This window comes from Pseudomonas sp. QD4, assembly GCF_049199125.1.
Lineage (GTDB): Bacteria > Pseudomonadota > Gammaproteobacteria > Pseudomonadales > Pseudomonadaceae > Aquipseudomonas.
This window is the reverse complement of the sequence record NZ_JBLZOM010000001.1, coordinates 2,224,115-2,236,339: the sequence shown is the minus strand read 5'-3', so window position 1 is coordinate 2,236,339 and position 12,225 is coordinate 2,224,115. Positions and strand designations below refer to the sequence as shown.

The 12,225-nt window shown below is 63.3% G+C and carries 9 protein-coding genes; 4 read left to right on the top strand and 5 right to left on the bottom strand.

All coding sequences use genetic code 11. The features are described from left to right. Window positions 1-57: 57 nt before the first annotated feature. The 3 genes from ACOZJV_RS10115 to acnA all read right to left on the bottom strand — a co-directional run bounded on the left by ACOZJV_RS10115 (window position 58) and on the right by acnA (window position 5,545). Window positions 58-1,623, bottom strand: coding sequence for a methyl-accepting chemotaxis protein (locus ACOZJV_RS10115; RefSeq protein ID WP_078471192.1), 1,566 nt, complete (start codon window positions 1,621-1,623; stop codon window positions 58-60). Between the two features lie 231 nt (window positions 1,624-1,854). Continuing rightward, window positions 1,855-2,646 (bottom strand): CPBP family intramembrane glutamic endopeptidase, encoded by a 792-nt coding sequence (locus ACOZJV_RS10110; RefSeq protein ID WP_421547518.1) that lies wholly within the window; start codon window positions 2,644-2,646, stop codon window positions 1,855-1,857. Between the two features lie 157 nt (window positions 2,647-2,803). Then, window positions 2,804-5,545, bottom strand: coding sequence for an aconitate hydratase AcnA (gene acnA / locus ACOZJV_RS10105; protein ID WP_201130221.1), 2,742 nt, complete (start codon window positions 5,543-5,545; stop codon window positions 2,804-2,806). Window positions 5,546-5,749: 204 nt separating this feature from the next. Here acnA and rlmM point away from each other — a divergent pair, with 204 nt between their 5' ends. Both rlmM and tusA read left to right on the top strand, forming a co-directional pair. After that, window positions 5,750-6,823, top strand: coding sequence for a 23S rRNA (cytidine(2498)-2'-O)-methyltransferase RlmM (gene rlmM / locus ACOZJV_RS10100; protein ID WP_421547517.1), 1,074 nt, complete (start codon window positions 5,750-5,752; stop codon window positions 6,821-6,823). A 113-nt stretch (window positions 6,824-6,936) separates the two neighbouring features. Further along, entirely contained in the window at window positions 6,937-7,188 is a 252-nt protein-coding gene (tusA, locus tag ACOZJV_RS10095) for a sulfurtransferase TusA (protein WP_078471196.1), read from the top strand. Here the strand turns inward: tusA and ACOZJV_RS10090 are convergent. Next, entirely contained in the window at window positions 7,185-8,594 is a 1,410-nt protein-coding gene (locus tag ACOZJV_RS10090; RefSeq protein ID WP_421547516.1) for an MATE family efflux transporter, read from the bottom strand. The genes tusA and ACOZJV_RS10090 overlap by 4 nt on opposite strands. Before the next feature lie 190 nt (window positions 8,595-8,784). Here ACOZJV_RS10090 and pdxB point away from each other — a divergent pair, with 190 nt between their 5' ends. Continuing rightward, window positions 8,785-9,927: a 4-phosphoerythronate dehydrogenase PdxB gene (gene pdxB / locus ACOZJV_RS10085; RefSeq protein ID WP_421547515.1), complete on the top strand. Its 1,143-nt coding sequence runs from the start codon at window positions 8,785-8,787 to the stop codon at window positions 9,925-9,927. A gap of 95 nt (window positions 9,928-10,022) precedes the next feature. On the opposite strand, the gene ACOZJV_RS10080 is transcribed toward pdxB, so the two are convergent. Continuing rightward, window positions 10,023-10,202, bottom strand: coding sequence for a PA1571 family protein (locus ACOZJV_RS10080; RefSeq protein ID WP_078471199.1), 180 nt, complete (start codon window positions 10,200-10,202; stop codon window positions 10,023-10,025). A 255-nt stretch (window positions 10,203-10,457) separates the two neighbouring features. Between ACOZJV_RS10080 and ACOZJV_RS10075 the strand changes: the two genes are divergently transcribed. Continuing rightward, window positions 10,458-12,224: an ABC transporter transmembrane domain-containing protein gene (locus tag ACOZJV_RS10075; protein WP_161955747.1), complete on the top strand. Its 1,767-nt coding sequence runs from the start codon at window positions 10,458-10,460 to the stop codon at window positions 12,222-12,224. Window position 12,225 lies beyond the last annotated feature (1 nt).

Below are 12,225 nucleotides of genomic sequence, written 5' to 3'. Positions count from 1 at the left end.
GACGCCCATAAAAAAACCGGAAGCCTGGGCTTCCGGTTTTTTTTACCGCTCAAGGCATCAGCGGTTGAAGCGTTCCACCAACGAGTACTGAGTGTTGGCGGTGCGGGTCAGCTCTTCGCTCAGTTGCGCCGAGTGCTGGGCCTGTTCCGACGTTTGATCGGCCAGTTGCGCAATGGTGCTGATATTGCGGCTGATCTCTTCGGCCACGGCGCTTTGCTCTTCGGTGGCCGCGGCGATCTGGGTGGTCATGTCGGTGATATTGGCCACCGCCTCGCTGATGCCGATCAGTGCCTGGTCGGCTTCCAGAACCCGTGCCACCCCTTCTTCGGCCTGGCGGTGCCCGGCGTCCATGGTTTGCACGGCGGTGCTGGCGGTTTGCTGCAGCTTGGCGATCAGGGTGTGGATCTGCCCGGTGGACTCGCTGGTGCGCTGGGCCAGTTGCCGCACTTCATCGGCCACCACGGCAAAGCCGCGACCCATTTCGCCGGCGCGCGCCGCTTCGATGGCGGCGTTCAGCGCCAGCAGGTTGGTCTGGTCGGCGATGCCCTTGATCACATCGACCACGCCGCCGATTTCATCGCTGTCCTTGGCCAGCTGGGTCACGGTCAGGCCGGTTTCACCCACGACCACCGACAGGCGCTGAATCGCCTCGCGGGTTTCGCCGGCGATGTCGCGACCGCGACCGGTCAGGCGGTTGGCTTCCTGGGTCGCGTCGGCGGTGCGTTGCACGTGGCTCGCCACTTCCTGGGTGGTGGCCGCCATCTGGTTTACCGCAGTGGCCACTTGTTCGGTCTCGACCCGCTGGCGTTCCAGGCCGGTGGAGCTCTGGTGGGCCAGGGTGTCGGACTGACGGGCTTGCTCGTTGAGGTGCTCTGCGGTGTCCTGCAAGCGTGTCAGGCAGGTCTTAAGGCGCGCTTCCTGGCTGAGGATGGACATCTCCAGACGCGCCTGTGCGCCACGGCTGTCGGTGTACATCTGCGCGATCAACGGGTCGGATGTGGTCTGTTCGGCCAGGCGCAGCAGGCGCTTGAGGCCGCGTTGCTGCCAGCTCAGGCCGAGCAGGCCCAGGGGCACCGACAGCGCGGCGGCCAATGCGAAGCCCCAGTGGGAGTTGAGCCAGGCGCCGATCATGAAGCTCAGCTGGCTGACCAGGATAAACGGCAGCCAGTCCTGCAGCACCGGCAGCCATTTGTCGCGTTTCGGAATGGCCGACTTGCCCTGGTTGATGCGCTGGTAAAGCGCTTCGGCGCGGCGGATCTGTTCGGCAGTGGGCTTGACCCGCACCGACTCGTAACCGACCACCTGATTGCCTTCGAACACCGGCGTGACATAAGCGTTGACCCAGTAGTGGTCACCACTTTTGCAGCGGTTTTTGACAATGCCCATCCATGGCAAGCCTTGTTTCAGAGTGCCCCACATATGCGCGAACACCGCAGCTGGAACGTCTGGGTGACGGACCAGGTTGTGCGGTGCGCGAACCAGCTCTTCACGCGAAAACCCGCTGATCTCGACGAACGCGTCGTTGCAGTAGGTGATCACGCCTTTGGCATCGGTCGTGGAGATCAACCGTTGCTGAGCCGGGAAGGTACGTTCGCGCTGGGTGACGGGCTGGTTATTACGCATGGTTTTTCAATCCGCAAGGCTTTGATGTGTTGTCGGCCGGGTCGGCCAATTATTGAGATTATTTTTCAATAATCTGCACCAGGTCTCATTGGCGGGAGGTGTCGCTTGCAAATAAGCGTTAGGGGCAGTTGTCGCCGTAGGGCGAGGGCAACAATCAATAGGCTTGGGTGCGGGCAGTCAATAGTACTGAAGTACTGTTTATAAGTACTTCAGTGCCAATTGTCGGCGGATTCAGCCCGCGAGCATGGGGTAGGTAAACAGCCCGAAATGCAGCAGGTTCAGGCCGAAGTGGGTGGCCAGCGCCGCCCCCAGGCCGCCAAATCGATAGGCCAGGCCATAGCCGACGCCGGCGATGCTGGCCAGGAGCATCCATTGCCAGCCGGCACCCAGGTGCACCAGGCCGAACAGCAGGGCGGCGCACAGCAGTGCCAGGTCCTGACCGTAGGGCAGGTGGTGCAGGCGCCGGCTCAATCCGCCCTGGATATAGCCGCGAAACAGTGCTTCCTCGACCAGGGTGACCAGCAGCAGGTTATTGAGCAGCCATAGCCAGGCCGAGTCCGGCCATTTTGGCGCCCAACTGATGATGCCAAGCCACACCGCGCCACCCAACGCCGCGAGCGCACTCAGCGCCAGCGCCATGGCGCCTGCGTACAGCCCGAGGCGCAACGAGCGGCGGCCGACGATCCAGGGGCAGGCCAGCAACAGCCAGAAGCCGATCAGCGGCTTGTCCAGGTTCAGGTACATGGAAAACGGCACGGCGTCGTCAGTGAAGCGCTCGGGGCCGATGGCCCGGCCGTTATGGAAGCCGGGCAACCAATGCATGGCCAGCGCCAGGGCCAGCACCACAAACAGGCCGTGGCCGAGGTAGCGGCCGATGGGGCTTCGGCGCTGGCGCACCGCCAGGCCCGCGCACAGCAGCAGGGCCACCGGCACGGCGGCGAGCAGACTCAGTTGGCCATAGGTCAGGGCCAGGGCGTAGCCCATGGAAAGAACAGCCAGGTACAGCCATGGCAAGGCGCTCATGGGGAATCCTTGTTGCAAAAAATGGGTAGATGGCGTGCCGGTGCAGCCATCGTGCGCGGCGGGGGATTATAGCGAGGCAGGCAAGGCGGGGCAGGGCGACGAAAAACACCGCCCGAAGGCGGTGTTTTGTCAGCGTGATTCAGGACCCGATCGCGTCTTACGAAGCGATCAGTTGGCGCAGCACGTAGTGCAGAATCCCCCCCGCCTTGAAGTACTCGACTTCATTCAAGGTATCGATCCGGCACAGCACCTCGACTTTCTCCTGGCGCCCATCCTCGCGAGTGATGACCAGGGTCAGGTTCATCCGTGGGGTCAGTTCGACGTTGGAAAGGCCGAGGATGTCCAGGGTCTCCTTGCCGGTCAGGTTCAGGCTCTTGCGGTTCTGATCGAGTTTGAACTGCAACGGCAGCACGCCCATGCCCACCAGGTTGGAACGGTGGATGCGCTCGAAGCTTTCGGCAATCACCGCCTTGACCCCCAGCAGGTTGGTGCCCTTGGCCGCCCAGTCACGGCTGGAGCCAGTGCCATATTCCTGGCCGGCAATCACCACCAGCGGCGTGCCACTGGCCTGGTAACGCATGGCGGCATCGTAGATCGCCAGTTTCTCGCCGGTGGGAATGTAGATCGTGTTGCCGCCTTCCTCGCCGCCGAGCATTTCGTTGCGGATACGGATGTTGGCGAAGGTGCCGCGCATCATCACTTCGTGGTTGCCACGGCGCGAGCCGTAGGAGTTGAAGTCACGCGGTTCCACCCCTTGCTCGCGCAGGTATTGGCCCGCCGGGCTGTCGGCCTTGATGTTACCGGCCGGGGAGATGTGGTCGGTGGTGACCGAGTCGCCAAGCAGCGCCAGGACCCGGGCAGCGCTGACATCCTTGATCACCGGCAGCGGGCCGGAGATATCGTCGAAGAACGGCGGATGCTGGATGTAGGTGGAGTCCTTCTGCCAGACATAGGTCGCGGCCTGAGGCACTTCAATGGCTTGCCATTGCTCGTCGCCGGCGAACACTTCGGCGTATTCCTTGTGAAACATCTGGGTGCTGACCTGGGCCACCGCGTCGGCGATTTCCTGGCTGCTGGGCCAGATATCCCGCAGGTACACCGGCTTGCCGTCCTTGCCTTCACCCAGAGGTTCGCTGCTGATATCGGTGCGCACAGTGCCGGCCAGGGCATAGGCCACCACCAGGGGTGGCGAGGCCAGCCAGTTGGTTTTCACCAGCGGGTGGACCCGGCCTTCGAAGTTGCGGTTGCCGGAGAGCACCGAGGCCACGGTCAGGTCGGCCTTCTGGATGGCTTTCTCGATCGGCTCGGGCAGCGGCCCGGAGTTGCCGATGCAAGTGGTGCAGCCATACCCCACCAGGTCGAAACCCAATTGGTCGAGGTATTGAGTCAGGCCGGCGGCCTTGTAGTAGTCGGTGACCACTTTCGAGCCCGGTGCCAGGGACGTCTTGACCCAGGGTTTGCGCTTCAGGCCTTTTTCCACCGCTTTTTTCGCCACCAGGCCGGCCGCCATCATCACGCTGGGGTTGGAGGTGTTGGTGCAGGAGGTAATGGCCGCGATCACCACCGCGCCGTTTTTCAGGCGATAGGTCTGGCCTTCGTAGTCGTAGTCGGCTTCGCCCACCAAGTCGGCATTGCCCACGGCCACGCCACCGCCACCTTCGCTTTCCAGGCGGCCTTCTTCCTTGGTGGTGGGTTTGAATTGCAGGTCCAGGAAGTCACTGAAAGCCTGGCCGACGTTGGGCAGGGAAACTCGGTCCTGGGGCCGTTTCGGTCCGGCCAGGCTGGCTTCCACGGTGCCCATGTCCAGGCCCAGGCTGTCAGTGAAGACTGGCTCCTGGCCGGGCAGGCGCCACAAGCCCTGGGCCTTGCTGTAGGCCTCCACCAGTTTCACCAATGGCGCCGGACGCCCGGACAGGCGCAGGTATTCCAGGGTCACTTCATCCACTGGGAAGAAGCCGCAGGTCGCGCCGTACTCCGGGGCCATGTTGGCGATGGTCGCGCGATCGGCCAGCGGCAGGTCGGCCAGGCCGTCGCCGTAGAACTCGACGAATTTCCCCACCACGCCTTTTTTGCGCAGCATCTGGGTCACGGTCAGCACCAGGTCGGTGGCGGTGATGCCTTCCCTGAGCTTGCCGGTGAGCTTGAAGCCGATGACTTCCGGAATCAGCATCGACACCGGCTGCCCCAGCATCGCGGCTTCGGCTTCGATCCCGCCCACGCCCCAGCCCAGTACGCCGAGGCCGTTGATCATGGTGGTGTGGGAGTCGGTGCCCACCAGGGTGTCGGGGAAGGCATAGGTGCGGCCGTCTTCGTCCTTGGTCCAGACCGTGCGTCCGAGGTATTCCAGGTTGACCTGGTGGCAGATACCGGTGCCCGGCGGCACCACGCTGAAGTTGTCGAAGGCACTCTGGCCCCAGCGCAGGAAGGCGTAGCGTTCGCCGTTGCGCTGCATTTCGATGTCGACGTTCTGTTCAAAGGCGCTGGTGGTGCCGAACTTGTCGACCATCACCGAGTGGTCGATCACCAGGTCCACCGGCGACAGCGGGTTGATGCGTTGCGGGTCGCCGCCGGCCTTGGCCATGGCCGCGCGCATGGCGGCCAGGTCGACGACGGCGGGCACGCCGGTGAAGTCCTGCATCAGCACCCGCGCCGGGCGGTATTGGATTTCACGATCGGAGCGGCGCTCCTTGAGCCAGGCGGCAATCGCCTTGAGGTCGGCGCCGGTGACGGTCTTGTCGTCTTCCCAGCGCAGCAGGTTCTCCAGCAGGACCTTCAGCGACATCGGCAGTTTGTCGAGGTCGCCCAGGCTCTTGGCGGCCTGTGGCAGGCTGAAATAGTGGTAGGTCTTGTCGTCGACTTTTAACGTTTCAAGGGTTCTCAGGCTATCGAGGGACGGCATTGAATGACTCCTTATGGTCCGCACGGCTACGGACCTGACGGGACGGACAGAGCTCTTAACCTAGCCCTGTTTTAAGTAGCTGGCTAATAACTGGACTCTATGGACAAGTCCAAGGTTCCGAACTCGGCTATCATGCGCCGGTTTTCGTGACAGGCTTTGCTACAGGGCAAGTCCGCGATTCATTGACGTTGCCCAGGAGATTCGATGAACACCCTCTTTATGCATTGCCGCCCAGGTTTTGAAGGCGAAGTCTGCTCCGAGATCGCCGACCATGCCGCGCGCCTCAACGTGGCCGGCTATGCCAAGGCCAAGACCGCTGCCGCCTGCGCCGAGTTTGTCTGCACCGAAGACAACGGTGCCGAGCGCTTGATGAAGGGGCTGCGCTTCGCCGAGCTGATCTTCCCTCGGCAATGGGCGCGGGGCATGTTTATCGATCTGCCGGAAAGCGACCGGATCAGCGTGATCCTGGCTCATCTGGCGAGCTTCCCGACCTGCGGCAGTTTGTGGCTGGAAGTGGTCGACACCAATGACGGCAAGGAACTGTCGAACTTCTGCAAGAAATTCGAAGGCCCGCTGCGCAAGGCCCTGACGGCCGCTGGCAAGCTGGTGGATGACCCAGGCCGGCCACGTTTGCTGCTGACCTTCAAAAGCGGGCGCGAGGTGTTTGTCGGCCTGGCCGATGCCGGTAATTCGGCAATGTGGCCGATGGGCATTCCGCGGTTGAAATTCCCGCGCGAAGCGCCCAGCCGTTCGACCCTGAAGCTGGAAGAGGCCTGGCATCACTTCATCCCCCGTGATCAATGGGACGAGCGCCTGCACAGCGACATGACCGGTGTCGATCTGGGTGCCGCCCCCGGCGGCTGGACCTGGCAGTTGGTCAACCGCGGCATGCTGGTGACGGCCATCGACAACGGGCCGATGGCCGAGAGCCTGATGGACACCGGCCTGGTCCAGCATCTGATGGCCGACGGCTTTACCTTCAAGCCCAAGCAGCCTGTGGACTGGATGGTGTGCGACATCGTCGAGAAGCCGGCGCGCAACGCTGCCCTGCTGGAAACCTGGATCGGCGAGGGACATTGCCGCGAGGCTGTGGTCAACCTGAAGTTGCCGATGAAGCAGCGTTATGCGGAAGTGAAGCGCCTGCTCGAGCGCATCGAAGAGGGCTTCAAGGCCCGCGGGATTCGTGTGGCGGTGGGGTGCAAGCAGCTGTACCACGACCGTGAGGAAGTGACCTGCCACCTGCGCCGGCTGGATGTCAGCAAGCCCAAGGCCCGTTGAGAACCGGCGTGGCCTGGTGGTCGCGCCCGCAACAATTCATCTGAAAAAACATGGCTACGGATGACCTGGTTTCGGTGTTGCGCGACAATGCCGGCCAGTTTCAGGAGTGAGTAATGAACCCAACCATCGATACCCCCGTTGACGGGACCCTCGACGCCACGGGCCTCAATTGCCCGGAGCCGGTGATGATGCTGCACCAGCACATCCGCGACCTGGCGCCTGGCGGCCTGCTCAAGGTCATCGCCACCGACCCGTCCACCCGCCGCGACATTCCCAAGTTCTGTGTGTTTCTCGACCACGAACTGGTGGCGCAGCAGGAAGAGGCCGGAACCTATCTGTACTGGATCCGCAAGAAGCTCGCTTAACCCAGCGAGCGGCTGATGCGGATCCGCTTGCGCGCACTGCGGGTCAGGCGGATCGACAGCATCAGCGCCGCGCAGCTCAGGCCCACGATCAACCCTTCCCAGAGCCCGCTCGGGCCGCGTGCGGGGCCGAACCAGTCGGTCAGCCCCAGCGCATACCCCACCGGCAAACCAATGCCCCAGTAGGCGAACAGGGTCAGGACCATGGTCACCCGGGTGTCCTGATAGCCACGCAGGGCGCCGGCGGCGGTGACCTGGATCGCGTCGGAAAACTGGAACAGTGCCGAATACACAATCAGCATCGACGCCACATGGATCACCATGGGGTCGGTGGTGTAGATGCTCGCAATCGGTCCGCGCAGCAACAGCATCATGCTGGCCGAGAGGCAGGCATAAGCCAGCGCCGTGCCCATGCCGACCCCGGCGGCAAACCGCGCCTCACGTGGTTCGCTGCGGCCCAGGGCCTGGCCGACCCGCACGGTCACGGCCATGCCCAGGGAGTAGGGGATCATGAACACCAGGGAGCTGACGTTGAGGGCGATCTGGTGCCCGGCGACCACGGTGGCGCCAAGGCTGCCGATCAGCAGGGCAATCACCGCGAAGATGCTCGACTCGGCAAATACCGCGATGCCGATGGGCAGGCCGATGCTCAACAAACGCTTGATCACCGTCCATTGCGGCCAGTCGAAGCGACCGAACAGGTCAATGTTGCGATAGGCCGGGGCCCAGCGGGTCCAACTGGCCATGCCGAACATCATGGCCCACATCACGATGGCCGTTGCCCAGCCGCAGCCGACGCCGCCCATGGCCGGCACGCCGAAGTGGCCATAGATGAACACGTAGTTGATCGGGATATTCAGCGCCAGCCCGCACAGGCCCATGACCATGCTCGGCCGGGTGCGGCCCAGGCCGTCGCTGAAGCAGCGCATGACGTGATACAGCGCCACTGCCGGCAGGCCGCTGGCGATGCCGCGCAGGTAGCCCATGCACGGCTCGATCAGTTCGGGGTCGACCTTCATCAGGTGCAGCACCGGCTCGGCGTTGAACAGAATCAGGGTCGCCATCAGCCCCACCACCAGCGCCAGCCACAAGGCCTGGCGCACCAGCGGGCCGATTTCGCCAGGCAGCCCGGCGCCGTGGCGTTGCGCAACCTTGGGCGTGGTTGCCAGCAGGGTGCCGGTCATCAATAGAAAGACCGGGATCCAGATCGAGTTGCCCAGGGCCACTGCCGCCAGGTCCCGAGGCCCGACCCGGCCGGCCATCACCGCATCGACAAAGCCCATGGCGGTGGTCGCCAGCTGCGCGATCATGATCGGCAGCGCCAGCCCAAGCAGGTTGCGCAGCTCGAGATAGACCCGGGCGGGGCGCTTGAGGGAAGTGGCGGCGGGGGTGTCGGAGACAGAATTCACAGGCGAAGCGTCCATAGGTGGGGTGGCGCAGGACGCGACATTCTACGCGTTGACGCTGCGGTCAGGAAAACATCCTGTGTTGCGGATTTGTAAGCGCTGCAGCCCGCCTGAAATCAGGCTGCGGCGGTATTGGCACTGGCCCCTGACCCTCCACTACGCCTACACTGCGGCTCCGCGAAAGGAGCCTGCCATGCTGATTGTTGCCGACGAAAATATCCCGCTGATCGAAGAGTTCTTTGCCGGTTTCGGTGAAATTCGCCGATTCCCAGGACGCTCCATCGACCGTGCGACCGTTGCCGAAGCGGATGTGCTGCTGGTGCGTTCGGTGACCAACGTCGATCAAGCCCTGCTTGAAGGCAGCAAGGTGCGTTTCGTCGGCACCTGCACCATTGGCACCGATCACCTGGACCTCGAGTACTTCGCCCAGGCCGGTATTCACTGGTCCAGCGCGCCGGGTTGCAACGCCCGTGGCGTGGTGGATTACGTGCTCGCCAGCCTGTTGACCCTGGCGGAAATCGAAGGCGTCGCGCTGCCCGGGCGCACCTATGGCGTGGTGGGTGCGGGCGAGGTGGGCGGGCGGCTGATCCAGGTACTGCGTGGCCTGGGCTGGAATGTGCTGGTGTGCGACCCCGTGCGCCAGGCCGCCGAAGGTGGCGACTACGTGAGCCTGGAACAATTGATCGAGCAGTGCGACGTTATCAGCCTGCACACGCCCTTGACCCGCAGCGGCGAACTCTCGACCTGGCACCTGCTGGATAAGGCGCGCCTGCAACAACTCAGGCCGGGTACCTGGCTGATCAACGCTGCCCGTGGCCCGGTGGTCGATAACCACGCCCTGCGCGAAGTGCTGCTTGAGCGCGAAGACCTGCAGGCAGTGCTGGACGTGTGGGAGGAGGAGCCCAGGGTGGATCAGGCCCTGGCCGATCTGTGTGTCCTGGCCACGCCGCATATTGCCGGTTACAGCCTGGATGGCAAGCAGCGCGGCACCGCGCAGATTTACCAGGCCTACTGCCGGTTTTCGGGCCAGGCGGAGCAGGTCAGCCTGGATACGCTGCTGCCCCAGCCGTGGGTTTCGCACCTCTGGCTCAACGCCAATGCCGACCCTGCCTGGGCGCTGGCGACTGTCTGCCGCGCGGTGTACGACCCGCGCCGGGACGACGCCGACTTCCGGCGCAGCCTGGGCGGCACCCCGGCCGAGCAGCGCAGTGCCTTCGACGGCCTGCGCAAACACTACCCCGAACGCCGTGAGATCGACGGCCTGAGCGTGCACATTCAGGGCGATTCGCCAGCGCTGCAGCAGATCGTCACTGCCTTGGGTGCGACCCTGGCCTGAATAGCCTGCGGCGGGTCGCGAGGCCCGCGCAGTAGGGAAGGCAGGCATAAAAAACCCGGCTTCGAGGCCGGGTCAAGAGAATGCGAGGCGAGGGCTCAATCTTGCTGGGCAGGCTTGACCAGTCGCTTTTCCAGTTCGCGGCATGCGCTCTGGATCATGTCTTCAGTAATCGGTACTTCGCGACCCTGAGCGTCGATGATGGCACACCCTAGAGACTGGTTTGGCTGGGTACGAATCACTTGAATCTTGTCATCGCTGCTGTGTTGCAAGGACATGGCCTGTCTCCTCATCAGGTTGTGTGCTTAGTTTATAACCGCCAGGTGACCGGGCTGTGACAGCGGACTACAGGGCCCCGGCAGTGCTCTCACTCCACCAGAAATCCCCCGCGAGTGCCAGCCGGACATTAGATCAATAGCCTCTAGGCTCTAGTGTCAGCGGTCATATTTAACCTGACTCATTGTGATTCGCGTAAGTTCCGGCCAATGGGTCGGTGTAGGCTTGGCAGTGCCTCGCTCCTGGTGACCTATCGGATGATCGTCATGCTTTCTTCGCACCAACGCCGGGCTATTCGCCTGGCCAGTCAGTTTATTGCGCCTTACCGCTGGCAGGCCCTCGGGGCACTGCTGGCGCTGATCGTCACTGCCGGCATCACTTTGTCCATGGGGCAGGGCATTCGGCTGCTGGTGGACCAGGGGTTCATGACCCGTTCGCCACACTTGCTCAATCAATCCATCGGCCTGTTTCTGTTGCTGGTGCTGGGGCTGGCCGTGGGCACTTTCGCCCGTTTCTACCTGGTGTCGTGGATCGGCGAGCGGTGTGTGGCAGATATTCGCCGGCAGGTGTTCAACCACCTGATCTACCTGCATCCCGGGTTTTACGAGAGTAATCGCAGCTCTGAAATCCAATCGCGGCTGACCGCCGACACCACCTTGTTGCAGTCGGTAATCGGTTCGTCGCTCTCGTTGTTCCTGCGTAACGCGCTGATGGTGATCGGCGGCATCGTGCTGCTGTTTATCACCAACCCCAAGCTCACCAGCATCGTGGTGGTGGCCTTGCCGCTGGTGCTGGCGCCGATCCTGATTTTCGGCCGGCGGGTGCGCAATCTGTCGCGCTTGAGCCAGGACCGTATCGCCGATGTCGGCAGCTATGTGTCCGAGACCCTTGGCCAGATCAAGACCGTGCAGGCCTATAACCACCAGCGCCAGGACGAGCAGCGATTTGCGCTGACCGTGGAAGAGGCGTTCAACACCGCGCGCAAGCGTATCGTCCAGCGTTCCTGGCTGATCACCCTGGTGATCGTGCTGGTGTTGGGCGCGGTCGGGGTGATGTTGTGGGTCGGTGGCATGGACGTGATCGCCGGGCGGATTTCCGGTGGCGAGCTGGCGGCGTTCGTGTTCTACAGCCTGATTGTGGGCAGTGCGTTCGGCACGTTGAGCGAGGTGATTGGCGAGTTGCAGCGAGCGGCGGGGGCTGCCGAGCGAATTGCCGAGCTGCTGCGCTCGGAAAGCATTATCCAGCCGCCGACCACTGATGGGGTGGCCCTGCCGCCGCGAGTGCGGGGTGAGCTGGCCCTGGAAAATGTGCGCTTCTCCTATCCTTCACGGCCTGAAAGCAATGCGGTGGATGGCTTGAGCCTGGAGATCCATGCCGGCGAAACCCTGGCTTTGGTCGGCCCGTCAGGCGCCGGCAAGTCGACCATCTACGATTTGCTGCTGCGCTTCTACGACCCGCAGCAGGGGCGAATCCTGCTTGATGGCGTACCGCTGACCCAGCTCGATCCACAGGATTTGCGGCGCTGCTTTGCCCTGGTGTCACAAAGTCCGGCACTGTTTTTCGGCAGCGTCGAGGAGAACATCCGCTACGGCAACCCCGGGGCGACCCTGGAGCAGGTACGTGAGGCGGCGAAGATTGCCTACGCCGATGAATTCATCGAGAAGATGCCCAACGGTTACCAGACCCATCTGGGGGATGGTGGGCTGGGGCTTTCCGGTGGCCAGCGCCAGCGCCTGGCCATCGCCCGGGCGCTGCTGGTGGACGCGCCGATCCTGCTGCTGGATGAAGCCACCAGCGCCCTCGACGCCCAGAGCGAGCACCTGATTCAACAAGCCCTGCCCAGCCTGATGCAGAACCGCACCACCCTGGTCATCGCCCACCGTCTGGCCACGGTCAAAAACGCCGACCGGATCGCGGTGATGGACCAGGGCAAGCTGGTTGCGGTGGGCACTCATCAGCAACTGATCGCCAGTAACCCTCTCTATGCACGTCTGGCGGCGTTGCAGTTCAGCGAGAAGGAGTAGG

Coding starts and splice junctions, on each gene's coding strand:
- ACOZJV_RS10115 (WP_078471192.1), bottom strand. CDS start 1,623: ATGCGTAATAACCAGCCCGTCACCCAGCGCGAACGTACCTTCCCGGCT.
- ACOZJV_RS10110 (WP_421547518.1), bottom strand. CDS start 2,646: ATGAGCGCCTTGCCATGGCTGTACCTGGCTGTTCTTTCCATGGGCTAC.
- acnA (WP_201130221.1), bottom strand. CDS start 5,545: ATGCCGTCCCTCGATAGCCTGAGAACCCTTGAAACGTTAAAAGTCGAC.
- rlmM (WP_421547517.1), top strand. CDS start 5,750: ATGAACACCCTCTTTATGCATTGCCGCCCAGGTTTTGAAGGCGAAGTC.
- tusA (WP_078471196.1), top strand. CDS start 6,937: ATGAACCCAACCATCGATACCCCCGTTGACGGGACCCTCGACGCCACG.
- pdxB (WP_421547515.1), top strand. CDS start 8,785: ATGCTGATTGTTGCCGACGAAAATATCCCGCTGATCGAAGAGTTCTTT.
- ACOZJV_RS10080 (WP_078471199.1), bottom strand. CDS start 10,202: ATGTCCTTGCAACACAGCAGCGATGACAAGATTCAAGTGATTCGTACC.
- ACOZJV_RS10075 (WP_161955747.1), top strand. CDS start 10,458: ATGATCGTCATGCTTTCTTCGCACCAACGCCGGGCTATTCGCCTGGCC.